Raw genomic sequence first — 24,075 nt, 5'->3', positions numbered from 1 at the left:
CTTGGAGACACAATGCGTCAAACTACATTCGCACTCGCCATCGCGAGCGCTGCAGTGCTGGTCGGTTGCGGCGGCGGCGACAAAGGTCCGACCACGGACACCACGCTGACCCGCGGCTCGCTGATGGCCAGCCCGCCGAACCTGGTGCCGATCCCGCAAGCGGACGGCACTGCGGTCGCCAAGCTCGAACCGGCCGTGTTCGCCCAGATGCTCGAAGCGTCCCAGCCAGGCCTGACCCAGGTCACCGGCGTGCCGAAATGCGCGGTATCGACCTATTACATGCAATACGGAACAGTCGGCGGCAAGGGCGAAGCGGCCTCCGCCAGCGGCGCCATCATGGTGCCGTCGGGCACCGACCCGGCCTGCTCCGGTCCGCGCCCGGTCGTCGTGTTCGCCCACGGCACCAGCGTCGAGAAGAACAACAACATGGCCAACCTGCGCGACAACAAGGAAGCCACCCTGGCGGCGGCGACCTACGCGGCGCAAGGCTTCATCGTGGTGGCGCCGAACTACGCCGGCTACGACACCTCGTCGCTGAGTTACCACCCTTACCTGAACGCCGAGCAGCAAGGCAACGACCTGATCGACTCGCTGCGCGCGGCGCGCAAGGCCTTTGGCGCGATCGGCGCGGCCGATTCGGGCAAGCTGTTCCTGACCGGCTATTCCGAAGGTGGCTACGCGGCGATGGCGGCCCAGCGCACGATGCAGACCACGCTGGCGTCCGAGTTCAAGGTCACCGCGTTTGCCGGCCAGTCCGGTCCGTACGCGCTGTCGCTGCTGAGCGACGTCACCTTCGCCGGCAGCCCGAATGCGGGCGGCACCGTGTTCATCCCGCTGATCACCACCAGCTGGCAGAACTCGTACGGCGGCCTGTACAACACGCCTTCCGACATTTACGAAACGCAGTACGCCACCGGCATCGACACGCTGCTGCCGGGCCCGTTGACCACGACCCAGCTGTTCACCAACGGCAAGCTGCCGCAGACCGCGCTGTTCGCCGCGGACTCGCTGCCAGGCCCGAGCTCGCCGCAGTTCGCGCCCTTCTTTGGCGCCGGCAACCTGATCAAGTCGAGCTTCCGCACCAGTTACCTCGCTGACGCGGCCGCCAACCCATGCAACGTCGATCCGGCCAACCCGCTCAACTGCACCCCCGCCAACGTGTTCCGCAAGCTGTCCGTGAAGAATGACCTGCGCACCTACGTGCCGACCGTGCCGGTGATGCTGTGCGGCGGACACAGCGATCCGACCGTGTTCTTCGCCAGCACCCAGGCCACCGCCGGCTATTTCGCCGCCAAGGGCCTGCCGGCGGCCGCGCTGACCGTGCTCGACGTCGATTCGGCGCCGACCAGCGCGACCGACCCCTACGCCGCCGCCAAGGTCGGCTTCGGCCAGTCCAAGACCGCTGCCATCCAGGCCGCCGTCAAGGCCGGCATCGATCCGAACGTGGCTGTCGCCGGCTCGTACCACGGCACGCTGGTCTATCCGTTCTGCAATGCCGCCGCACGCGGGTTCTTCCAGGGCGTCCTGGCTTCCGGTCTTTAATTCGAGGGTATTACATGAAACTTAATCAACTCGCCGCCTGTGTACTGCTGGGACTGACGTCGCTGGCCGCAAGCGCCCAACAAAATACCGTGCGCGTCGGCGTCGGCCACATCATGGTGCATGACAGCTCGCCCGACTTCACCGCCACCGGCCCGGCCTTCCTGACGCCGCAGCCGGCCGGCGTGCATATCAAGGACGCCACCACGTTGCTGTTGTCGTACAGCCGCGCGCTGAATGACAACTGGGATGTCGAACTGGCCGGCGGTGTTCCGCCAAGCCAGGAAGTGATCGGCCGCGGCACGCTGGCGCCGTTCGGCGTCATCGCCAAGGTCAAGCAGGCCGCACCGACCTTGTTCGTCAACTACACCTTCGGCTCGCGCGACAGCGCGCTGCGCGCGTTCGTCGGCCTGGGCATCAACCACACCCGCTTCTACGATGGCAAGTCGACCGACTCGGGCATGCTGGCGAGCGGCGGCCCGACCCATATTTCGCTGACGCCGTCGACCGGCGCGGCCGGCCAGGTCGGCGCGGATTACCGCTTCGACGCGCGCTGGTCGGTGCATGCGTCGGTGATCAAGGCGCAGGTGAAATCGAAGCTGACCGCGACCACCGGCAGCATCGAGCGCCGCACCGAGATCGACTTCAAGCCGATCGTGGCGACGCTGTGCCTGGGTTACAGTTTCTGATCCCGGCGCCTGCAAACTAAAAAACCCGCTTCGGCGGGTTTTTTTCAGGAAGACATATTGGCGCCACATACAACCCTCGTCATCGGCGGCTACGGTTTTTTCGGCGCCCGGATCTGCCGGGCGCTTTCCGTCAACCCGGACATCCGCCTGCTCATTGGCGGGCGCGATGCAAGTCAGGCTTTGCGCCTGGCGCTCGAGCTGGGGCTGGCCCCGGAGCAGGCGATCGCCATCGACGCCGACGCGCCCGAGCTGGCGCAGGAGCTTGCGGCGCTGCGGGTGGCGACGCTGGTTCACACCGCCGGACCGTTCCAGGGCCAGGACTACCGGGTCGCGCGCGCGGCGATCGAGGCCGGCGCCAACTACATCGACCTGGCCGACGGCCGCGACTTCGTCGCCGGCATCGGCCAGCTGGACCAGCTGGCGCGGGCGCGCGGCGTGCTGGTCACCAGCGGCGCCAGCTCGCTGCCGGCCCTGTCATCGGCCGTCGTCGACCGCTACGCGCCGCGCTTTCGCAGGCTGAAATCGATCAGGCACGGCATCGCCTCGGGCGCCCGCGCGCCCGGCCTGGCCACCATGCGCGGCGTGTTCGGCTACTGCGGCAAACCGTTCGGACGGCGCGTCGCCGGCCGGACCGAGCGGGCCTACGGTTGGCTCGACATGAAGCGCCACCGGTTTCACGCGCCGGTCGGCGCGCGCCTGCTGGGGAGCTGCGACGTGCCCGACCTGGCGCTATTCCCGGTCCGCTATCCAGGCGTGAAAACCGTGACCTTCCATGCCGGCTTCGCCAGCGCGCCCGGACACCTGCTGATCTGGGCCGCGGCGCAGCTGGTTCGCTTCGGCATGCTGCGCAGCCTGGTGCCGCTGGCCGCGCCGCTGCAAGCGGTCAGCCGGTGGCTCGAACCGTTCATCAGCGACAAGGGCGGCATGTTCGTCGCGATGCATGGCATCGGCGTCGACGGCCGCGTCCTCAGCCTGGAATGGCAGCTGCTTGCGGCGCAAAATCACGGACCGCACATCCCGTGCGGCGCCGCGATCGCGCTGGCCGGCAAGCTGGCGCGCGGCGATGAACTGCCGCATGGCGCCATGCCGTGCATCGGCATCCTGACGGTGGAGGAGTATCTCGCCGCGCTGAAGGGATTCGACGTGCGCGAGGTGCCGGCGTGAGCGTCTACCTGGCCGTCAAGTCGCTGCACATCCTGAGCGCCACCATCCTGTTCGGCACCGGCATCGGCATCGCCTTCTTCAAGTGGATCACGGACCGCAGCGGCGATGTCCGCGCGATCCGCATCTCGGCCGAACGCACGGTGCTGGCGGACTGGATCTTCACCACGCCGGCCGTCATCATGCAGCCGTTGTCGGGACTGGCCATGGTGCAGCTGGCCGGCTACCCGCTGGCGAGCGGCTGGGTGTTGTATTCGCTGTGCCTGTACGCGCTGGCGGGGTGCTGCTGGCTGCCGGTCGTGTGGCTGCAGATGCGCATGCGGGCGCTCGCGCGTGCGGCCGATGCGGCCGGCTCCCCTTTGCCGGCGCTGTACTGGGCGCATGCGCGCACCTGGTTCTGGCTCGGCGTTCCCGCCTTCCTGGCGCTCATCGCCGTGTACTGGCTGATGGTCGCCAAGCCGGTCCTATGACGCGGTTCCACGCGCTGCACGACGACCGGACCTTGAGCCGCCTGTACTGGAGCATGCGGCTCGGGATCGCCTTCATCTGGCTCTGGACCGCCTTCGTCTCCTGGTATGTTCATCCGCATGCCGATTCGATCGGCATGCTGCGCAAGGCCGGCGTCACGGTCCACACCGACGTGGCGTTCGCGGCCTCGTGCGGGCTGGACCTGATGATGGGAGTCGCCTCGCTTATATATGCCAGGCGTTTGCTCTGGCAGGCGCAGTTCCTGCTGGTCGGCGCCTACAGCGTCGTGATCTGCCTGTTCCTTCCCGAGTTCCTGATGCATCCCTTCGGTGCGATCACCAAGAACCTCACCGTGCTGACGTGCCTGGCGATGCTGGCGCTGGCGGAGCGGCGCTGAAAGCCGGGCCGCAAGCGGCCGCGCGGCATAAAGTGTATGTTCTGGACAACGGTTTGTCCCAATCCGAACAAAAATAGTATTTTGCTCACGTAACTTATGTTACTTTGTGGCATTAATACTCACAAAACCGCTCCATGCGCATCCGTACGCGTGTCCGAAAATACAAGAAGCCGCTGAAAGCGGCGCCGACCCGCAGCGTGATGCTCGGCGTTGGCGCGCTGCTGTGCGCGCTGATTGTATGGGTCGCGCACAGCGAAGCGCCGCCGCGCGGCGCCGCCGCGCCGGACGGTGTCGCCATGGCGCCGGTCGCCGCGGGCGCGCCTGCGCTTGCGGGACAGCGGCAGCGGCTGGCGTATCGCTACTCGGTGGTCCCGGGCGGCGTGCATAGCCGCGCCGAACTGGCCGGCGCCGTGCTGCGCGATCCGGTGGTGGCGGCGCATTACGCGCACTTCGACGTGGCGAAGGCGCGGGTGGTCCGGCTCGCCGCGCCGCAGTGGATGCACGTGTCCTACCGGGTGGGCGACAAGATTTTCTGGACCGGCAAGAAGGTCATGCTGGCGGCGGGCGAAACCGTCATCACCGACGGCGCCAACACGGCGCGTACGCGCTGCGGCAACCTGCTGTCGGTGGCGCAAATGGCGCCGGTCATGATGGTCGACGCGCCGGCGCCGGAAGTGCTCGACACGATGTACGCGTCGGCCGAGGGTATCAGCGAGGCGGGGGCGGCGGTGCCGATGGGGCAGGGGCCGGCGCCGCGCGCCGCCGACACGCCATCGGTGCAGTTGGCCGCGATGTCGAGCGGGGTGGAACCGACGGCGCGGCCCGGCATTTTCGCGCCGCCGCTGGCAGTGTTGCCCGGGGTCGACCCGGTGCGCACCCTGTCGGCGCCGCCGATCGTGCTGCACGGCGTGGTTGTGACGCAGCCGGAGGACACGCCGCCGCCGACGGACACGCCGGCGCCGCAAAATCCGCCGAAGCCGCAGGATCCGCCGGTATCAACGCCGCCCCAGGATCCGCCGGGCACGCCATTGATTCCGCCCAGGAGCGTGGTGCCGCCGCGCGCGCCGACACCGGTGCCCGAGCCGGGAACGGCGAGCCTGATGGCCGGCGCCCTGCTGGCGATGTTCACGCTGCGCGGAAAAAAAAGGGTTCAAGTCCGCCGGACCTGAACCCCATCTGGTCACCACATCTTCGCCGTTACTGGAACGCCTGGATGCCCGTCTGCGCGCGGCCCAGGATCAGCGCATGGATGTCGTGCGTGCCTTCGTAGGTGTTGACGACCTCGAGGTTGACCATGTGGCGGATCACGCCGAATTCGTCGGAGATGCCGTTCCCGCCCAGCATGTCGCGGGCGACGCGGGCGATGTCGAGCGACTTGCCGCACGAGTTACGCTTCATCATCGACGTGATTTCGACCGCCGCGGTGCCCTCGTCCTTCATGCGGCCCAGGCGCAGGCAGCCCTGCAAGCCCAGCGTGATCTCGGTCTGCATGTCCGCCAGCTTCTTCTGCACCAGCTGGTTGGCGGCCAGCGGACGGCCGAACTGGGTGCGGTCCATGGTGTACTGGCGCGCGATGTGCCAGCACGCTTCGGCCGCGCCGAGCGCGCCCCAGGCGATGCCGTAGCGCGCTGAATTCAGGCAGGTGAACGGGCCCTTCAGGCCGCGCACGTCCGGGAACGCGTTCTCTTCCGGGCAGAACACGTTGTCCATCACGATCTCGCCGGTCACCGAAGCGCGCAGGCCGAACTTGCCGTGGATCGCCGGCGCCGACAGGCCGGCCATGCCCTTTTCCAGCACGAAGCCGCGAATCGCGCCTTCATCGTCCTTGGCCCACACGACGAAGACGTCGGCCACCGGCGAATTGGTGATCCACATTTTCGAGCCGGTCAGCGCGTAGCCGCCGGCGACCTTTTTGGCGCGGGTGATCATCGAGCTCGGGTCGGAGCCGTGATTCGGCTCGGTCAGGCCGAAGCAGCCGATCCACTCGCCGGAGGCCAGCTTCGGCAGGTATTTTTGGCGCTGCGCTTCGGTGCCGAACTCGTAGATCGGCACCATCACCAGCGACGACTGCACGCTCATCATCGAGCGGTAGCCTGAATCGACGCGCTCGACTTCGCGCGCGATCAGGCCGTAGCAGACGTAGTTCATGCCCGAGCCGCCGTATTCGGCCGGAATGGTCGGCCCCAGCAGGCCCAGTTCGCCCATCTCGCGGAAGATCGACGTGTCCATCTTCTCGTGGCGGAACGCTTCGAGGACGCGCGGCTGAAGCTTGTCCTGGCAGTAGGCGGCGGCGGCCTCGCGCACCATGCGCTCGTCGTCGGTCAGCTGGCTGTTGAGCAGCAGCGGATCGTCCCAGTGGAATAAGGCCTTGCGCGGCGATTCTGGTTTGTTCATGGGGATGTCCTGTCGGATTGGTCGATGAGGAGGGCAACGCCGGCACTTGTATAGCCAGCTTTGCGGTTGCGCTATTTTACCGGAACCGTGCTGCTGAAACGGCCGCCGTGGAAGATCAGCGAGGACTGCGGCTGGAATGCGCATTCCTCGACTTCGCCGACGAAAATCACGTGGTCGCCTTCCGGATAGCGCGAGCGGTTGTGGCACTCGAACCAGGCCGAGACGCCCTTGAGGATGGGCTGGCCGGTGCGCGACAGCTCGTACTCGGTGTCGGCGAAAGGATTGTCGCTGCGGCGCGAAAAGCGCTCGGCCAGCGCGGCCTGGTCGGCGCCCAGCACGTTGATCACGTAATGCGAATTGCCGCTGAAGATGGGCAGGCTGTTGGCGGCGCCGCCCAGGCTCCACAGGACCAGCGGCGGGTCGAGCGAGACGGAATTGAAGGAGCTGGCGGTCAGGCCGCGAAAACTGCCGTCGGCCAGCCTGGTCGTGATGACCGTGACGCCGGTGGCGAACTGCGACAGCGCCTGGCGAAATTGCGCCGAGTCGAACTGGGGCGCGGCGGCGCGGGGAGAGCTAGTGTTCATTGGTGCCTTGTGGATTTGAGCCATTATGCCAAATTTGCCGCCCGAGATGTTACTTACGCAGCGGCGCGGCGTGCGCGCCCGGGCGCTTTGCGTTACAGTTATCGCTATGAAAAAATGTGCCCGGGGTGTGAAATGACGAACCAAACCGAAGTGGCGATCCTCGGCGGCGGCTGTTTCTGGTGCCTGGAGGCGGTGTACCTGGAAGCGCGCGGCGTGACCAAGGTCGAGTCCGGCTACATGGGCGGCCACCAGCCCGACCCGACCTACGAGCAGGTGTGCGCCGGCAGCACCGGCCATGCCGAGGTGGTGCGGCTCGAATTCGACCCGCAGCAGATCAGCTACCGCGACATCCTCGAAGTGTTCTTCACGATCCACGACCCGACCACGCTGAACCGCCAGGGCAACGACGTCGGCACCCAGTACCGCTCGGTGATTTTCACCACCACGCCGGAGCAGCAGGAGACGGCGCGCCACGTGATGGCCGAGATGGCCAACGTGTGGGATGCGCCCATCGTCACCGAACTGATGCCGCAGCAGACCTGGTACAAGGCCGAGGACTACCACCAGGACTATTTCCGACAGCATCCGCTGCAGGGCTACTGCGCCTTCGTGGTAGCGCCCAAGGTTGCCAAGTTCCGCAACACCTTTGCCAACCGCCTGAAGTAAGCGGGGGTCAGGTCCGCCGGACCTGACCCCGATGGTGTCTGCGAGCATGCCGTTTCGCAAAAACGCTGTCCTTCCGAATCCTTCGTGTTTACAATCCCCGGGTGCAAATTTTACCTTGGGGAAATTAATGACTTTAAATAAACTCGCGCTCGCGTTCGCCGTGGCCGCCACCGTCACCGGCGCCGCGCAGGCGCAATCGTCGACCGCGTTTTCGCTCGACCTGGGCAGCACCGGCATCGGCGGCTACCTCAGCCACCGCGTCGCCAACAACGTCACCGGCCGCGTGGGCCTGCACTACCTGAAGGGCAACCTGAGCGAGACGGTCGATTCGATCGACTACGACATCAGCCTCAAGCTGCTGAACGTCGACCTGCTGGCCGACTGGTACCCGATCGCCGACAGCAGCTTGCACCTGACCGGCGGCGCGATTTACGACGGCAACGAGTTCCACTACCGGAACAAGCCGGTCAGCAACGGTGTCGTCACCATCAACGGCGCGCAGTATTCGGCCTCGCAATTCGGCGTGCTGAACGGCGGCGTCGAATTCCGCAAGCTGGCGCCTTACGTCGGCATCGGCTGGGGCGATGCGCTGGCCGGCGCGCCAGGCTTCCATTTCACCAGCGACATCGGCGCCTTCTACCAGGGCCGCGGCAATGTCACCCTGACCAACACCGGCTGCACCGGTTCGGCCGCGCTGTGCCAGGCGCTGGCGCGCGACGTCACCGCCGAACGCAGCCGCCTCGAAGCCGACAATACCGCGCCGCGCTTCTTTCCGGTGCTGCGCGTGGGCGTGTCCTACCGCTTCTGATCGCCCTCCGCGATCAACACCGGTGACTAGGCGTCCCCGTCATTCCGCCGGACCTGACCCCAAGGATTCCTCGTACATGTAGCGGCGCGACCACGGTAGCGCCGACGGCTGCTGGCCCGCCTTGCCGCACACGATCTGGTACAGGCTGATCCAGTCGTTGTTGAAGGCGTAGCTGCAGCCGGCCAGGTACACGTGCCAGATCCGGAAGCGCTTCGGATCGGCCAGCTGCGCGATCTTCTCCGCGTTCGCCTCGAAATTGTCGGTCCAGATCGCACAGGTGCGGGCATAGTGCCGCCGCAGGTTTTCCACGTCGCGCACTTCGAGTCCGCCTTGCTGCATGCTGCGGATCACCGTGCCCAGGTGCGCCAGTTCGCCGTCCGGGAACACGTAGCGGTCGATGAATTCGCCGCCGCCATACGGCGTGCCGCGGCTGTGCACGTCGGTGGTGGTGATGCCGTGGTTCATCACGACGCCGTCCGGCGCCAGCAGCGCGTTGACGCGCGTGAAATATTCCTTGAGGTGGGCGATGCCGACGTGCTCGAACATGCCCACGCTGGTGATGCGGTCGAACTGGCCATCGACGTCGCGGTAGTCCTGCAGGCGGATCTCGACCAGGTGCTGCAGGCCGGCCGCCTCGACCCGCTCGCGCGCCAGCCGCGCCTGGTTTTCCGACAGCGTGACGCCGACGCAGCGCGCGCCGAAGCGCTCGGCCGCGCGGATCGCCAGCGCGCCCCAGCCGCAGCCGATGTCGAGCAGGGTCTGGCCTGGTTTCAGGTCGATCTTGGCGAGGATGTGGTCGATCTTCTTCAGCTGCGCGGTGGCCAGGTCCTCGTCGCCGTTTTCGAAGTAGGCGCAGGAGTACACCATCTGCGGGTCGAGCCAGGCGCCGTAGAATTCGTTGGAAACGTCGTAGTGGTAGCGGATCGCTTCGGCGTCGCGCTCGCGCGTGTGCGCCGGCATTATCGAGCGCACGGCGCGCGACAGGATGCCGTGCGGCTTGAGGCTGGCGCGCGCCAGCGCATTGACGATGGCGATCATGTCGGCGGCGCGCCCGGTGACCTCGATCGCGCCCTCGACGTAGGCCGTGCCGAGGTTCAGCAATGACGGCGACACCAGGTAGCGCACCGCGGACGGATGCGGCACCTTGATCGTCACGCGCGGCGGCTCCGATGAAAAATCGATCTGCTGGCCGTTCCACAGGATGACGCGCAGCGGCAATGCGAGCTGGCTGCGGATGTCCGCGCTCCAGTGGCTGAGTCGAAACTGGTCAAACACGCTGCACCCCCTGGCTGAATGGCGCAATGCGAATTGCGCGACCTACGGTTGCAACCGCTGCCGCTTCCAGCTGCCGTCCTGCTGCAGCGTGTAGACGATGCGGTCATGAAAACGTGAACGTCTGCCTTGCCAAAATTCGATGCGCTGCGGCGCCAGCCGGAAGCCGCCCCAGTGGTCGGGGCGGGCCGGGGAGTCGCCGGCTTCTTTCGCCACCGCGTCGTAATGCTGTTCGAGCGCTTCGCGATTGGCGATCGGGGCGCTCTGCGCCGACGCGATCGCGGCAAGCCTGCTTTTCAGCGGCCTGCTGTTGAAATATTTGTCGCTCTCTTCTTCGGAAGTGCGCTCGACTACTCCTTCGATCCGGATTTGGCGTTCTAGTTCGCTCCAGAAGAATAATAAAGCGGCGTGCGGATTGGCGGCCAGCTGGCGCCCCTTCTGGCTGTCATAGTTGGTGTACCACGTAAAACCGCGGCGGTCGAACTGCTTGATCAGGACGATGCGCGAGGTCGGCTTGCCGTCCGTGTCTACGGTGGCCACGCTCATCGCGTTCGGCTCGTTCACTTCGGCCGCCAGCGCCTGCTCGAACCAGGCGTTGAACTGGTCGAATGGGTCGGCCGCGACGTCCGCTTCGTTCAGCGTGTCCTGGCTGTAGTCCTTGCGCAGGGCGGCGACGGCATCGCCTGCCGCGGCCGGCGCCGGCAGGATGCCGCGGCGCACCTGCATCGCCTCGCCCAGTTGCGCCATCTGCGCCGGCGTGAACAGGCGCTTGGCCATCGGCGCGATGCGGGCCTCCTCGCGTTCCATGTGGGCGGTGTAGCGCTGCGCAAACTGTTCCACGACGCCGGCGTCCAGCGCCTGCCCGCTGCCGGCGGCGATCGCGGCGAGCTGCTCGTGCAGGCTTTGCCACATCGCATCCATCTCGTCGTGCTCGCGCAGGATGCCGGGGACCAGTTCGGCCAAGGTGGCCGCGTCCTCGCCCTGGGCGACCGACTGCAGCATCGGCACCAGGTTTTCTTCCTCGTCGGCGTGGTGCAGGTGGGCGGCCTTGTCGAAATACTTGATGACCGCCTGCGCCGCCTGCTGCGCCTGCTCGTCGGCGCCGTGGCGCGCCAGGTGGGGCAGCAGCTTCTGCATGGTCGCGAGCTGTTTGCGGATCCGGTCGTGGCAGTGTTTCAGCACGGCGATCGGCTGGTCGAATCCGGGAGCGGTGTCGGGCAGGGCGTTCATGTTCATTCGCTCTTTCGGGAAATTTCTTCGTTGACGAATGGACATTTTAGAGCAGTCCGGGCGGCAACGTCCGTTAAAATACACGGATGAAATCCCTCACCAATTCTATTCCTCTCCATCATAACGAAGAAGTCGATTTCGCGCGCCGCTTCGGCGGAATCGCGCGGCTGTACGGACAGCCGGCGCTCGATCGCTTCACCAGCGCGCACGTGTGTGTGATCGGCGTCGGCGGCGTGGGCTCGTGGATCGTCGAGGCGCTAGCGCGCAGCGCGATCGGCGCGCTGACCCTGATCGACCTCGACAACGTCGGCGAATCGAACATCAACCGCCAGATCCAGGCCATGTCGGGCACCATCGGCCAGGCCAAGATCGACGCGCTGGCCGAGCGCATCGCCCAGATCAACCCGTATTGCAAGGTCACGCTGGTCGAAGACTTCATCACGCCCGACAACCTCGATGCGTTGCTGGGCGGGCGCGGCTTCGACTACGTGGTCGATGCGATCGACAGCGCCAAGGCCAAGGCCGCGCTGATCGCGTATTGCCGCGACCACCAGCTGCCGCTGCTGACCTCCGGCGGCGCGGGCGGACAGACCGACCCGACGCGGATCGCGGTGCGCGACCTGGCCAAGACCGAGCAGGAGCCGCTGCTCAAGCGGGTGCGCAAGCTGTTGCGCAACCACTACGGCTTTCCGCGCGGCGAGAAGAACAAATTCAACGTCGACGCCGTGTTCTCGATGGAGCCGCTGCGCTATCCGGACGGCGAGGACAGCTGCTCGCTGGACGCCGACCAGCGCGGCATCACCGGCATCAACTGCGCCGGCTTCGGTTCGGGCGTCGTGGTGACGGCCAGCTTCGGCATGGTCGCGGCGGCGCATTTGTTGCGCAAACTTGCCGACAGCGCCACGCCCGCCACACCGGGGTCAGACCACTTGGTCTGACCCCGGTGGGAAGTTTGTTGATATGATAGCGTTGCAGAATTATCCAGTTTGACCTTCTTTCGAAAGAGCACTCCACATGATTCGTTCCGTACTGTTTGCCATGCTGTGCGCCGCTGCCTCGATCGCCCAGGCCGCCGGCCAGGATGCGTCGGCCCAAGCCTCCGCCACCGTCGTCGCTCCGGCCGAGCCGGCCAATCCGCTGGTCAAGATCGATAACGTTGTCGGCACCGGCAAGGAAGCCACCGCCGGCAGCAACGTCGTGGTCCATTACACCGGCTGGTTCTACAAGCCGATGGCAGCCAAGCAGCGCGGCAAGAAGTTCGATTCTTCGCTCGACCGCGGCGACCCGCTGGTGTTCCCGCTCGGCGCCGGCCGCGTCATCAAGGGCTGGGACCAGGGCGTCGCCGGCATGAAGGTTGGCGGCAAGCGTACCCTGATCATTCCAAGCGAGATGGCCTACGGCAAGAAGGGCGCCGGCGGCGGTGCGATTCCGCCGGACTCCGACCTGATCTTCGACGTGGAACTGCTCGACGTTAAGTAAAAGTTCAACCTTACCAGCGGGAGCCTCAGCATGAGAATCGCCAACGATGTCACTGAACTGATCGGCAACACCCCGCTGGTGCGCATCCGCCGCCTGGCACAGGGCGCGCCGGCCGAAATCCTCGCCAAGCTGGAATTCCACAATCCGGCCCACAGCGTCAAGGACCGCATTGGCCTGGCGATGATCGAGGCGGCCGAGCAGGCCGGCAAGGTCGGCCCGGGCACCGTCATCGTCGAGCCGACCAGCGGCAACACCGGCATCGCGCTGGCGATGGTGTGCGCGGCGCGCGGCTACAAATGCACCCTGGTGATGCCCGAGACCATGAGCACCGAGCGCCGCACCCTGCTGCGCGCGTACGGCGCCGAACTGGTGCTCACGCCCGGCGCCGAAGGCATGCTGGGCGCGATCCGCAAGGCCGAGGAACTGGTCGCGGCCAATCCCGGCTGGTTCATGCCGCAGCAATTCAACAACCTGGCCAATCCCGAGGTGCACCGCCGCACCACGGCCGAAGAGATTTGGCGCGATACGGCCGGCAAGGTCGATATCCTGGTGGCCGGCGTTGGCACCGGCGGCACCATCACCGGTGTCGGTGAAGTGATCAAGTCGCGCAGGCCCGGCTTCCAGGTCATCGCCGTCGAGCCGCAAGCGTCGCCCGTGCTGTCGAAGGGCACCAAGGGGCCGCATCCGATCCAGGGCATCGGCGCAGGGTTCGTGCCGCAGGTGCTCAACACCCAGATCTACGATGAAGTCATCACCGTGAAGAACGATGATGCGTTTGCCACCGCGCGGGCGGCCGCGCGCGAGGAAGGACTGCTGGTGGGGATTTCGTCGGGAGCGGCCTTGTGGGCGGCGATCCAGGTCGCGCGCCGTCCAGAAAACGCGGGCAAGGTGATCGTCACGATCATTCCGTCGTTTGGCGAACGCTATCTGAGTACGGCGCTGTACGCCAACCTGGCCTGAGCGATAACAATGGGGTCAGGTCCGCCGGAGCGACGGGGACGCCTAGTCCCCGGGGTTGTCGGCGCCGCGTGCTAGTGCGCGTGACCGTGCGATGGCGTTGGCGCCGGTGCGTGCAATGAGCAGCCGTGCGCGGTCGTCCCCTGCTCGATCTGCAGCGTGCTGTGGTGGATCGCGAACTTCTTCTCCAGCTGCGCCGTGATTGCGTCGAGCTGCTCGTCGCCCGGATACCCCGCCGGCATCACCAGGTGCGCCGTCAGCGCCGTCTCCGTCGTGCTCATCGCCCAGATATGCAAATCGTGGATCTCCGTCACGCCAGGCAGCGCGTCGAGGAATTCGCGCACCTTGTGCGGATCCACGTTCGCCGGCACCGCCGCCAGCACCATGCGCAGCGATTCGCGCAGCAGCGACCAGGTCGACAGCACGATCAGCACCACGATCACCAGGCTGACCGCCGGGTCGATCCAGGCCAGCCCGGTGTACGCGATGATCGCGCCTGAAATCACCACGCCAAGCGAGATCGCGGCGTCGGCCGCCATGTGCTGATACGCCGCGCGCACGTTGATGTCGTCCTTGCTGCCGGCCATGAACAGCCACGCCGAGATGCCGTTGACGGCAACGCCGACCAGCGCCACGATCGACACCGTCCATCCCGCCACCGGCGCCGGCGCGCTGAAGCGCTGCACCGCTTCCCAGCCGATCGCGCCGCACGCCACCATCAGCAGCAGCGCGTTGCCCAGCGCCGCGAGAATCGACGAGCTGCGCAGCCCGTACGTGAAGTGGCGGTTCGGCGCGCGCTGCGCCAGGATCGCCGCGCCCCAGGCCAGCGCCAGGCCAAGCACGTCGGACAGGTTGTGGCCCGCGTCGGCCATCAGCGCGGTGGAGTTGGCGATGAAGCCGTAGGTGAATTCGATCGCCACGAACATCGTGTTCAGCGAGATCGCCAGCGCGAACGCGCGCCGGTTGCCGTTCGGGTCCACCGGATGATGGTGATGGCCATGACCGTGGCCATGATCGTGCTTGTGATCGTGATCGTGGTCGTGGTCGTGGTGCGCGTGATGGTCGTGGTGGTCAGTCATGGCTTCTGCATCTCTGCGCGGATTTCTTTACGGGTTTTCGGGTCGAGCTTCTGCACGATGCGTTCGAGCTTTTCGCCGTTGCGGATCGCGCTGGCCTGTTCCTCGGTCAGCTCGCGCGCCTGGATGATCGGCGCGGGCTGTGGCTTGAAGAACAACGCCTGCCCGAACAGCACCAGCAAGGCGCCCAGTACCGCGGCGCCGGCGGCGATCGCAATTATGCGCTTTTCCGCATAATTCGGACCGGGCGCCGGCTTGAGCGCGCCGGCCGGCTGCAGCAGCGCCGCCGTCTGGTGCGGCGCGGCGCTGGCCAGGCCGCCGTCCTGCAGCCGCTCGGCCAGCTCGCGCGTGGCGTCGTCGAGCAGCGCGACGTGGCGCTCGACCGCTTCGGCCAGCACCGCCTCGTTGAGCGCGACCAGCGCGAACACCGGGTCGTCGACGTCGATCCTGACGCCGGTCTTGTCAAATACCAGGGAGCGCAGTTTTTGCTGGTCCATCGGCGCTTACCAGTTGACCTTGTCGAGCTGCTCGAACAGGTCGCGGAACACGACCTTGATGCGCTGCTTTTCCATCACGTTGAACTTCTCGCTGGCGCGCACTTCCTCGACCGTCATGCGGGCGATGTTCATCTTCTTGATGTCGGCGCCGAAGGTGTCGGCGTTGCGCTGCGCGAGGACCACGCGCCCTGCCACGCGCTCGGCGTGATCGGCGTAGGTGTGCGAGTCGGTGAACTGCTTGCCGCTGGCCGACTGCAGCAGGCCGAAATGCTCGTTCTCCCACAGCACCAGCGGCACGTCGGTCGACTTGGCGGTCGAGACGAAGCCCATCGCCGTGTCGTGCAGCGTGTCGCCGCCGCCGACGATGGTGTGGATGTAGACCTTGCGGCCCGCTTCCTTGAGCATGTCGAAGCAGTCGTTCTCCAGCAGGTAGCCCATCAGCGGCGAAAAGGTGTTGGCGCCGTTGTCGACTACGCAGTTGCCTTCCTCTTCGAGCAAATCGATCATCAGCGCGTCGAAGCGCTTCGGGTCGATGGTGCGGGTGTCCGTCATCACCGGCACGTGCTTGACGTTCAGCGCCTTGTAGCGCGAGAAGGTGGCGTTTTCCTGGTCGGTGTCGTAGCAGCGCAGCGGGCGCGTGTCCTTCGTCGCCAGCCATTGGGCCAGGACGGTCGATACCAGCGTCTTGCCGATGCCGCCTTTGCCCTGCAGGATGAAGTGAACCGTGTTGTGCATCGAGTGCTCCAAATAATGATCTCAGTGACAGCGCGCGCTGCCGCGGTCGGGCAGCCACCCCGGGTCGCCGTTCGACGCCGCCAGGAATTCCCAGTCGTAGCCGTCGTCCTTCAGCACCAGCTTGAGCACGCCCATGTGGTTGCTGTCGCGCGCCTCGCTGTTGGTCCGCGCCAGCAGGAACGGTGTCGGGAAGGCGCCGCCGGTGCCGGCGACGAACTGGCGGATCCCGCGCGCATCGTCGCGCCGGCCATCGCCATCCTGCGGCGCGAACCGTTCGTACAGGTGATCGTGCCCGGACAGCACCAGCTCCGCGCCGGCATCATACAACGCCTGCCAGGCATCCTTCATGACAGGATCATTGCCTTTCACCCCGGAACTATACAGCGGGTGGTGCCAGTATGCGAGGGTGCAGCGTGCGGGGTGGCGCGCCAGTTCCTCGCGCAGCCACGCCGTCTGCGCCCGGTGCGCGGCGGGGGCGAGGTTGCTGTCGAGCGAATACAGCTGCCATTCGCCCAGCTGGACGCGATAGTAGCCGCGGCCGGCGATGGCGCCGAAATAAGCGAAGTAGCCGGCCGCTTTCGGCGTCGCGTATTCATGGTTGCCGGGCGCCGGCAGGGTGCGCTCCTTGAACCTGCCCCAGGTCGGGCCGTAGCAGTTCGTAAATTCGGCAAGCGCGCCGCGTGGATAAGTCAGGTCGCCCAATGCCAGCACCCTGGCCTGCGGATCGGCGGCCAGGCCGGCGCTGATCACGGCGGCGGTGGCCGCGGCGCCCGACCATTTGGGGTCGGAATCGCCACAGCGCGCGATGTCGCCAGCGGCGTACACGGTGACCGGCGCCGCGCCGGCCGGCAATGCCAGGCAGGCCGCGAGGACGGTCAGGAGCGCGCGCAATGGGCTATTCGATGAAGCGCAGCAGTCCTTGCAGCGAATGGAGCACGGTCTGCTCGCGCACCGCCTGGCGGTCGCCGTGGAATACCAGCCGTTCGGTATGGGTATGATCGCCGCGCGTCCAGGCGAAGCACACGGTGCCGACCGGCTTGCCGGGCACCGCGCCGGTGGGGCCGGCGATGCCGGTGGTCGCCAGTGCGACGTGGGCGTTACTGTTGCGCAGCGCGCCTTCGGCCATCGCCGCGGCCACTTCCTCGCTGACCGTGCCCATTTGGGCGATCAGCGCCGGCGAGATGTCCAGCAGTTCGGCCTTCGAAGTGTTCGAGTAGGTGACGAAACCGCAGTCGAACCAGTCGCTCGAACCGGCGATTTCGGTGATCGCCTGCGACACGCCGCCGCCGGTGCAGGACTCGGCGGTACATAGCAGCAGTTTCTTCTCGTGAAGTGCGCGGCCAACCTTTGTGGCCAGATCGATAATGTCGTTCGTCACGTGAAGTTCCTTTCAACTCAAATCGGTGCCCGTTTCTACTTTACCATGAGCGAGGCGCGCACAGACGGCCCGCGAGCGCCGAAAATTACGCTGTTGTGAAGTGGTCGAAAGCGCCGTCGGACAGGGTGTACGGCGCGCCGGCGGCATCGACCAGCCGCAGTCCCGGCGCCGCTTCGATGACGCCGACCCGCGCGACCCGCACGCCGCAGCGCGCCCCCGCCGCCAAGATCGCCGCGCGCTGTTCGGGCGCCGCGGTGAAGCACAATTCGTAGTCGTCGCCGCCGGACGCGCAAAAGCGCCGCCGCAGCGCCGGCTCCTGGGTGGCCAGCGCCGGGCCGGCGGGCAGGGCGTCGACGTCGAGCGTGGCGCCGACGCGGGACGCTTTCAGGATATGACCGAGGTCGCCCGCGAGGCCGTCCGAAATGTCGAGCGCGGCGTGCGCCAGCCCGGCCAGTTCGCGGCCGAGCGCGATGCGCGGCGTCGGCGCGTGCATGCGCGGCGCGGCCAGGTCGAGGGTCGCGGCGTCGAGCGGGAATTCGTCGCGCAGGCCGGCCAGCGCCAGGCGTGCGTCGCCCAGCGTGCCGGAGACCCAGATGTCGTCGCCGGCGAGCGCGGCGTCGCGGCGCAGCGCCTGGCCGGGCGTCACTTCGCCGAAGATGGTGATGCAGACCGTCAGCGGGCCCTTGGTGGTGTCTCCGCCTATCAGCTCGCAGTCGAATGTGTCGGCCAGTTCGAACAGGCCGCGCGAGAAGCCTTCCAGCCACTCCGTATCGGCTTTCGGCAGCGCCAGCGCCAGCGTGAAGGCGACCGGTCGGGCGCCCATGGCGGCCAGGTCGGACAGGTTCACGGCCAGGCACTTGTGGCCCAGCGCGCGCGCATCGGCGCCGGCGAAGAAGTGGCGGTTCTCGACCAGCATGTCGGACGAGATGGCGATCTGCGCGCCGGGCGTCGGGGTGAGGAGGGCGCAGTCGTCGCCGATGCCGAGGGTGGCGCGGGCGGGGCGCGAGCGGGTGAAGTATTGCTTGATCAGGTCGAATTCGGAGAGCATGCCCAATTCTACATGCGCCCCATCAAGGTGTCGTACCTGCCTTCGCAGATACGACACCCTGTTACTTATCCAACTCCGCCAGCAGCGCCTGGCGCAGCGCCGGCGTATGCAGGGACAGCCCGAACCCGCGCATGATCCCTTCTTCGTCGACGAAGCGCGAGATGGTGCGCTCGCCGTCCTCGGCGTCGATCCATCCGCCGCGGCTGCCGGCCGGCGGCGGCGCCAGCGCCAGCTTCAGGCTCGGCGTCTTGACGATCACCGCGTCGGCCTTCAGCGCGATCGGTGTGCGCGTGCCGGCCAGCGTGGCGCCGATCGCGCGCGCGGCAGTCAGCATCGGCGAGATGTACGGCATCACCGCGCTGCCATGCGCCGTCTCGTATTCGGCGCAGTCGCCCAGCGCGTAAATGCCTTCGGCGCTGGTCTGGCCGTAGCCGTCGATGACGATACCGCGCCGCGTTTCCAGCCCGGCCGCCTGGGCAAGCGCGATCGACGGCCGCAGTCCCACCGCCGACAGCACCAGGTCCGCTTCCACCTCGCTGCCATCCGCCAGGCTGACGACAAAGCCGCCATCGCCATGCCGAACGCTGTTCGCCGTGGTGCCCAGTTTGAGCGTGATCGGCAGCGCCGACCATGCCTGCGCCAGCGCGTCCGACAGCGCGGGCGCCGCCAGCGCCGCCAGCGGCCGCGGGTTCGGATCGATCAGCGTGACCTGGTGGCCGCCGGCGATCAGGTCGTCGGCGAACTCGCAGCCGATCAGTCCCGCGCCAAGAATCGCCACGCGCGCAGCCGGGCCGATGGCCGCCAGCCGTTCGCGCATCTCCACATAGTCGTCGATGTGATTGACCGACAGGATCTCCGCCGCGGCGTCGCCCTCGATCGGCAGCCGGATCGGCCGCGCGCCGAGCGCCAGCACCAGGTCGCGGTAGGCGATGCGCTGGCCCTGCGCCGTCTCGATGGTGCGCGCCGCGCTGTCGATGCCGGTCACCTCGGTGCGCGTCATGACCTGCGCATCGAGCTGCGCGGCCATCTGCTCGGCGCTTTGCGACACCAGCTGCGCCGCTCCCTTGCCCAGCGCGATGGCGTTCGACAGCATCGGCTTGGCGTACGATCCGCCGCTGTCGCCGGACACCAGCAGCAGTGGCGTGGCCTTGTCGATCTTGCGGAACTCGCGCGCCACGCCATAGGCCGCCATCCCGGCGCCGACGATCACCACCGGAAGCGGCCCCGCCACTTAGATTTCCACCATTTCGAAATCGGCCTTGGCCACGCCGCAATCCGGGCACGACCAGCCGGCCGGAATGTCGTCCCAGCGGGTGCCGGCGGCAATGCCTTCTTCCGGCAGGCCCACGCTCTCGTCATAGATAAACCCGCACACGATGCACTGGTAAGTTTTCATTGGTCTGTTCCTTTTATGTCACGGTATGAGTTAATTGTAGCGGGTTTGTCAGGCGGTCGCCGTCAGCTTGTCGAGCGCCGCCTGGTAATGCTCGGCGTGGCGCTTTTCCACATTGGCCAGCGCGCCGAAGCGCTTGGCGGCGATTTCCAGGGTGCGCCGGAACTGCTCGGCGTGCACCTTCGACTCCTCGATCTGCTCGTCGTACTCGGCCACCGCGGCCAGGTTGCCTTCCTCGATGGCGAGGTGGCGGAACTTCGGATACATCTCGGTGTACTCGTAAGTCTCGCCCTCGATCGCAATTTCCAGCGCGCGCGCCGGGGTGATCTTGTCCTTCGGGTACAGCAGGTCGAGGTGGCCGAAGGCGTGCGCCACTTCCTGGTCCGCGGTCGCCTCGAATGCCTCGGCCACTTCGATCGCGCCGGCGGCGCGCGCCAGTTTGGCGAAATAACGGTATTTGATGTGCGCCATCGACTCGCCGGCAAACGCGGCTTCCAGGTTCTCGATGGTGACGGATTTATGTGCGGTGTTCATGATGTGCTCCAAGGTTGGTCGGCTTGGGAACAATCTTACTTACACTGTCTTCATTAGTAAAATTGATCGTTTGCATGAATGCGATAGTTTTTCTAATGCATGGGCATTTTGATCACAAAAATGGCACTGGTAGAAATACGTAGCTTATTGAAAGAATCAGTCTGATAAAATCGACACTCCCCGATAGCAATACAGGAAGGCTGCAAGCATGGATTCGTCATCTGACAACAAAGAAGAACTGCGCCAGCAACTGCGCGCAGCGGCGCTCGAATACCACCAAATTCCCCGCCCCGGCAAAATCAGCATCGCTCCTATCAAGCAGCTGACGAACCAGCGCGACCTGGCCCTGGCGTACACGCCGGGCGTGGCCGCGCCATGCGAAGAGATCGTGGCCGACCCGGCCAACTCGTATAAATACACAGCGCGCGGCAACCTGGTCGCCGTCATCACCAACGGCACCGCGGTGCTGGGCTTGGGCAACATCGGCCCGCTGGCCGCCAAGCCGGTGATGGAAGGCAAGGCCGTGCTGTTCAAGAAATTCGCCGGCATCGACGTGTTCGATATCGAAATCAACGAAAACGACCCGGACAAGCTGATCGACATCATCGCGTCGCTCGAGCCTACCTTCGGCGGCATCAACCTCGAAGACATCAAGGCGCCGGAATGCTTCACCATCGAGCGCAGGCTGCGCGAGAAGATGAAGATCCCGGTGTTCCACGACGACCAGCACGGCACCGCCATCATCGTCGGCGCCGCGATCATCAACGGCGTCAAGGTGTGCGGCAAGCAGCTCAAGGATTGCAAGATGGTGGTGTCGGGCGCCGGCGCGGCCGCGCTGGCCTGCCTCGAGCTGATGGTCGACCTCGGCTTCCCGATCGAGAACATCACCGTCACCGACCTGGCCGGCGTGGTCTACAAGGGCCGCACCGAGCTGATGGACCCTGACAAGGAGCGCTTCGCGCAGGACACGCCGCACCGCACCCTGGCCGACGTGATTCCCGGCGCCGACATCTTCCTCGGCCTGTCGGCCGGCGGCGTGCTGAAACCGGCGATGGTCGCGGCAATGGCGAAGAACCCGCTGATCCTGGCGCTGGCCAACCCGCATCCTGAAATCCTGCCGGAAGAAGTCAAGCTGGTGCGCGACGACGTGGTCATGGCGACCGGCCGTTCGGACTATCCGAACCAGGTCAACAACGTCCTGTGCTTCCCGTACATCTTCCGCGGCGCCCTCGATTGCGGCGCCACCACCATCACGCGCGAGATGGAAATCGCGGTGGTGCACGCGATCGCCGACCTGGCCCATGCCGAGCAGTCCGACATCGTCGCCACCACCTACGGCATCAACAACCTGGCCTTCGGTCCGGAGTACCTGATCCCGATGCCGTTCGACCCGCGCCTGCTGACGCACATCGCGCCGGCCGTGGCCAGGGCCGCCGCCGAATCGGGCGTGGCGACCCGTCCGATCGCCGACCTGCACGCCTATGCCCTGAGCCTGCAGCAGTTCGTCTACCGCAGCGGCACCTTCATGAAGCCGCTGTTCCAGATGGCCAAGGAAGCGCAGTCCGAGGTCAAGCGCATCGTCTACGCCGAAGGCGAAGAAGAGCGCGTGCTGCGCGCCGTGCAGGTGGTGGTCGACGAGCGGCTGGCGCGCCCGATCCTGGTGGGCCGTCCGGCGGTGCTGGAAAAGCGCATCGAGAAGTTCGGCCTGCGCCTGAAGCTGGGCGAGCATTTCGACGTGATCAACCCGGACCACGACGAGCGCTATCGCGACTACTGGCAGACCTACTACCAGATGGGCGAGCGCAAGGGCGTGACCCAGGAATGGGCCAAGCTGGAAATGCGCCGGCGCCACAGCCTGATCGGCGCGATGATGATCCACAAGGGCGACGCCGACGGCATGATCTGCGGCACCTTCGGCACCACTTGGCTGCACCTGCACTACATCGACCAGGTGCTGGGCAAGCGCGCCGGCGCCAACGTCTACGCGGCGATGAACATCCTGATCCTGCCGGAGCGCCAGCTGGCGATGGTCGACACCCACGTCAACGACAATCCGACGGCCGAGGAACTGGCCGAGATCACCGTGATGGCGGCCGACGAGCTGACCCGCTTCGGCATCCTGCCGCGCGCGGCGCTGCTGTCGCATTCGAACTACGGCTCGGCCAACACCGAGTCGGCCAAGAAGATGCGCGCCGCGCTGGCGCTGGTGCAGCAGATGGCGCCGAACCTGGAAGTGGACGGCGAGATGCACGGCGACGCCGCGCTCGACTCGAAGATCCGCAACGCGACGATGCCGAATTCGCCGCTCAAGGGCGACGCCAACCTGCTCGTCATGCCGGACATCGACTCGGCCAACATCGCCTACAACCTGCTCAAGACCGCCGCCGGCAGCGGCGTCGCGATCGGGCCGGTGCTGCTCGGCTGCGCCAAACCTGTGCATATCCTGACGCCGTCGGCCACGGTGCGCCGGATCGTCAACATGACCGCGCTGTGCGTGGTCGACGCCATCTCCCAGCGCTAAGCTGCGGATCACTCCGGCCGGGAATAGTTCCACCCGGCCGGAGTTTCATTGATACCTCCCAACGATACGTAAAGTCCCGCCCGTGCGCGCCCGCGCCGCGAGGATAATACGGACATAGTCATTGTCAATTCGACATTCCAAATGATGGCTTACGCCGCTCCGTTGCAACACGGACGCCCTGTCACTTTCGCTAACGTGAATGACTATGCCGCTACCAAGAAAAGCGCTGATCACGGGAATCACCGGCCAGGATGGCGCCTATCTTGCGGCGCTGCTGCTGGAAAAGGGCTATGAAGTGACCGGTACGTTCCGGCGTTCGAGTTCGGTGAATTTTTGGCGCATCGACGAGCTCGGCATTCAGCAACATCCCAATCTGAGACTGGTCGAATACGACCTGACCGACCTGTCGTCCGGCATCCGGCTGGTCGACACCAGCGATCCCGACGAGATCTACAACCTGGCCGCGCAAAGTTTCGTCGGCGTGTCCTTCGAGCAGCCGGTCGCGACCGCCAACATCACCGGCCTGGGCGCGGCCAACCTGCTTGAGGCGATCCGCATCGCCAAGTGCGGCGCCAGGTTCTACCAGGCCTCGACCTCCGAGATGTTCGGCAAGGTGCAGGCGGTTCCCCAGGTGGAAGATACGCCGTTCTATCCGCGCAGCCCGTACGGCGCGGCCAAGCTGTACGCGCACTGGATGACTGTCAACTACCGCGAGTCCTACGGCATCTTCGGCTCCTCGGGCATCCTGTTCAACCACGAGTCGCCGCTGCGCGGACGCGAGTTCGTCACCCGCAAGATCACCGATTCGGTCGCCAAGATCCAGCTCGGCAAGCTCCCCGTGCTCGAGCTCGGCAACCTCGACGCCCGACGCGACTGGGGCTACGCCAAGGAATACGTCGACGGCATGTGGCGCATCCTGCAGGCCGACCAGCCCGACACCTTCGTGCTGGCCACCAACCGCACCGAAACCGTGCGCGACTTCGTCACGATGGCGTTCAAGGCGGCCGGCGTGAGCATCGAATGGAGCGGCAGCGGCGAGAACGAATCCGGCCATTGCAGCCGCAGCGGCAAGCAGCTGGTGCGCGTGAGCCCCAAGTTGTATCGCCCGGCCGAAGTCGAACTGCTGGTCGGCGACGCCTCCAAGGCGCGCAAGGTGCTGGGCTGGGCGCCCGACACCTCGCTCGAGCAGCTGTGCGCCATGATGGTCGAGGCCGACATGCGCCGCAACACTGCCGGCTTCTCGTTCTGA

At 66.2% G+C, this 24,075-nt stretch carries 26 protein-coding genes; 13 read left to right on the top strand and 13 right to left on the bottom strand.

Going from position 1 to position 24,075, the window contains the following annotated elements:
* Window positions 1-12 precede the first annotated feature (12 nt).
* The 6 genes from AC1D02_RS20675 (at window position 13) to AC1D02_RS20650 (ending at window position 5,423) form a co-directional block, all read left to right on the top strand.
* Complete coding sequence (locus AC1D02_RS20675) at window positions 13-1,542, top strand: alpha/beta hydrolase family protein (RefSeq protein WP_477320347.1); 1,530 nt, start codon at window positions 13-15, stop codon at window positions 1,540-1,542.
* A gap of 14 nt (window positions 1,543-1,556) precedes the next feature.
* Window positions 1,557-2,228, top strand: a complete 672-nt coding sequence (locus AC1D02_RS20670) for an OmpW/AlkL family protein (protein WP_477320346.1) — start codon at window positions 1,557-1,559, stop codon at window positions 2,226-2,228.
* Between the two features lie 57 nt (window positions 2,229-2,285).
* The gene (locus tag AC1D02_RS20665; protein ID WP_477320345.1) at window positions 2,286-3,392 is read left to right on the top strand and encodes a saccharopine dehydrogenase family protein; all 1,107 of its coding nucleotides are present in this window, start codon (window positions 2,286-2,288) and stop codon (window positions 3,390-3,392) included.
* Window positions 3,389-3,859 carry a DUF2269 family protein gene (locus AC1D02_RS20660; RefSeq protein WP_477320344.1) on the top strand — a complete coding sequence of 157 codons (471 nt, stop codon included), beginning with the start codon at window positions 3,389-3,391 and terminating at the stop codon, window positions 3,857-3,859. Before AC1D02_RS20665 ends, AC1D02_RS20660 begins: the two co-directional genes overlap by 4 nt.
* Window positions 3,856-4,254, top strand: coding sequence for a DoxX-like family protein (locus AC1D02_RS20655; RefSeq protein WP_477320343.1), 399 nt, complete (start codon window positions 3,856-3,858; stop codon window positions 4,252-4,254). Before AC1D02_RS20660 ends, AC1D02_RS20655 begins: the two co-directional genes overlap by 4 nt.
* Window positions 4,255-4,388: 134 nt before the next feature.
* A complete protein-coding gene (locus AC1D02_RS20650) occupies window positions 4,389-5,423 on the top strand; it encodes a hypothetical protein (protein WP_477320342.1) in 1,035 nt (344 codons plus the stop codon).
* 28 nt (window positions 5,424-5,451) lie between these two features.
* Here AC1D02_RS20650 and AC1D02_RS20645 read toward each other — a convergent pair whose 3' ends face one another.
* Window positions 5,452-6,648 carry an acyl-CoA dehydrogenase gene (locus AC1D02_RS20645; protein ID WP_477320341.1) on the bottom strand — a complete coding sequence of 399 codons (1,197 nt, stop codon included), beginning with the start codon at window positions 6,646-6,648 and terminating at the stop codon, window positions 5,452-5,454.
* A gap of 71 nt (window positions 6,649-6,719) precedes the next feature.
* Window positions 6,720-7,232 (bottom strand): flavin reductase family protein, encoded by a 513-nt coding sequence (locus AC1D02_RS20640; protein WP_477320340.1) that lies wholly within the window; start codon window positions 7,230-7,232, stop codon window positions 6,720-6,722.
* A gap of 132 nt (window positions 7,233-7,364) precedes the next feature.
* Here AC1D02_RS20640 and msrA point away from each other — a divergent pair, with 132 nt between their 5' ends.
* Window positions 7,365-7,898: a peptide-methionine (S)-S-oxide reductase MsrA gene (gene msrA, locus AC1D02_RS20635; protein WP_477320339.1), complete on the top strand. Its 534-nt coding sequence runs from the start codon at window positions 7,365-7,367 to the stop codon at window positions 7,896-7,898.
* 127 nt (window positions 7,899-8,025) lie between these two features.
* On the top strand, window positions 8,026-8,706 hold the full coding sequence (locus AC1D02_RS20630; protein WP_477320338.1) for a hypothetical protein: 681 nt from the start codon (window positions 8,026-8,028) through the stop codon (window positions 8,704-8,706).
* Window positions 8,707-8,745: 39 nt separating this feature from the next.
* On the opposite strand, the gene AC1D02_RS20625 is transcribed toward AC1D02_RS20630, so the two are convergent.
* Together AC1D02_RS20625 and pdxH are read right to left on the bottom strand one after the other, a co-directional pair.
* Complete coding sequence (locus tag AC1D02_RS20625) at window positions 8,746-9,981, bottom strand: class I SAM-dependent methyltransferase (RefSeq protein ID WP_477320337.1); 1,236 nt, start codon at window positions 9,979-9,981, stop codon at window positions 8,746-8,748.
* 42 nt (window positions 9,982-10,023) lie between these two features.
* The gene (gene pdxH, locus AC1D02_RS20620) at window positions 10,024-11,214 is read right to left on the bottom strand and encodes a pyridoxamine 5'-phosphate oxidase (protein ID WP_477320336.1); all 1,191 of its coding nucleotides are present in this window, start codon (window positions 11,212-11,214) and stop codon (window positions 10,024-10,026) included.
* Window positions 11,215-11,294: 80 nt separating this feature from the next.
* Here pdxH and tcdA point away from each other — a divergent pair, with 80 nt between their 5' ends.
* From tcdA to cysK, 3 genes are all read left to right on the top strand, one after another.
* Window positions 11,295-12,146, top strand: coding sequence for a tRNA cyclic N6-threonylcarbamoyladenosine(37) synthase TcdA (tcdA, locus tag AC1D02_RS20615; protein ID WP_477320335.1), 852 nt, complete (start codon window positions 11,295-11,297; stop codon window positions 12,144-12,146).
* A 76-nt stretch (window positions 12,147-12,222) separates the two neighbouring features.
* Window positions 12,223-12,687 (top strand): FKBP-type peptidyl-prolyl cis-trans isomerase, encoded by a 465-nt coding sequence (locus AC1D02_RS20610; RefSeq protein ID WP_477320334.1) that lies wholly within the window; start codon window positions 12,223-12,225, stop codon window positions 12,685-12,687.
* 30 nt (window positions 12,688-12,717) lie between these two features.
* Window positions 12,718-13,647, top strand: coding sequence for a cysteine synthase A (cysK, locus tag AC1D02_RS20605; RefSeq protein WP_477320333.1), 930 nt, complete (start codon window positions 12,718-12,720; stop codon window positions 13,645-13,647).
* 71 nt (window positions 13,648-13,718) lie between these two features.
* Here cysK and AC1D02_RS20600 read toward each other — a convergent pair whose 3' ends face one another.
* From AC1D02_RS20600 to AC1D02_RS20560, 9 genes are all read right to left on the bottom strand, one after another.
* On the bottom strand, window positions 13,719-14,723 hold the full coding sequence (locus AC1D02_RS20600) for a cation diffusion facilitator family transporter (RefSeq protein WP_477320332.1): 1,005 nt from the start codon (window positions 14,721-14,723) through the stop codon (window positions 13,719-13,721).
* Window positions 14,720-15,217: a hypothetical protein gene (locus tag AC1D02_RS20595; RefSeq protein ID WP_477320331.1), complete on the bottom strand. Its 498-nt coding sequence runs from the start codon at window positions 15,215-15,217 to the stop codon at window positions 14,720-14,722. Before AC1D02_RS20595 ends, AC1D02_RS20600 begins: the two co-directional genes overlap by 4 nt.
* A 6-nt stretch (window positions 15,218-15,223) precedes the next feature.
* On the bottom strand, window positions 15,224-15,952 hold the full coding sequence (locus AC1D02_RS20590) for a P-loop NTPase family protein (RefSeq protein WP_477320330.1): 729 nt from the start codon (window positions 15,950-15,952) through the stop codon (window positions 15,224-15,226).
* Window positions 15,953-15,973: 21 nt separating this feature from the next.
* Entirely contained in the window at window positions 15,974-16,843 is an 870-nt protein-coding gene (locus AC1D02_RS20585; RefSeq protein WP_477320329.1) for a metallophosphoesterase family protein, read from the bottom strand.
* A 4-nt stretch (window positions 16,844-16,847) separates the two neighbouring features.
* Window positions 16,848-17,330, bottom strand: coding sequence for a CinA family protein (locus tag AC1D02_RS20580; protein WP_477320328.1), 483 nt, complete (start codon window positions 17,328-17,330; stop codon window positions 16,848-16,850).
* An 85-nt stretch (window positions 17,331-17,415) separates the two neighbouring features.
* Window positions 17,416-18,378, bottom strand: a complete 963-nt coding sequence (thiL, locus tag AC1D02_RS20575; protein WP_477320327.1) for a thiamine-phosphate kinase — start codon at window positions 18,376-18,378, stop codon at window positions 17,416-17,418.
* A 61-nt stretch (window positions 18,379-18,439) separates the two neighbouring features.
* On the bottom strand, window positions 18,440-19,609 hold the full coding sequence (locus AC1D02_RS20570; protein ID WP_477320326.1) for an NAD(P)/FAD-dependent oxidoreductase: 1,170 nt from the start codon (window positions 19,607-19,609) through the stop codon (window positions 18,440-18,442).
* Complete coding sequence (locus AC1D02_RS20565; RefSeq protein WP_305506552.1) at window positions 19,610-19,774, bottom strand: rubredoxin; 165 nt, start codon at window positions 19,772-19,774, stop codon at window positions 19,610-19,612.
* A 48-nt stretch (window positions 19,775-19,822) separates the two neighbouring features.
* The gene (locus tag AC1D02_RS20560; RefSeq protein WP_477320325.1) at window positions 19,823-20,305 is read right to left on the bottom strand and encodes a rubrerythrin family protein; all 483 of its coding nucleotides are present in this window, start codon (window positions 20,303-20,305) and stop codon (window positions 19,823-19,825) included.
* A gap of 208 nt (window positions 20,306-20,513) precedes the next feature.
* Between AC1D02_RS20560 and AC1D02_RS20555 the strand changes: the two genes are divergently transcribed.
* On the top strand, window positions 20,514-22,826 hold the full coding sequence (locus tag AC1D02_RS20555; protein ID WP_477320324.1) for an NADP-dependent malic enzyme: 2,313 nt from the start codon (window positions 20,514-20,516) through the stop codon (window positions 22,824-22,826).
* A 205-nt stretch (window positions 22,827-23,031) separates the two neighbouring features.
* Entirely contained in the window at window positions 23,032-24,075 is a 1,044-nt protein-coding gene (gene gmd / locus AC1D02_RS20550) for a GDP-mannose 4,6-dehydratase (protein WP_477320323.1), read from the top strand.

Source organism: Massilia sp. P1_C10 (assembly GCF_056406475.1).
Note: the sequence above shows the minus strand (reverse complement) of the source record. Positions and strands in the feature narration are given on the sequence as shown.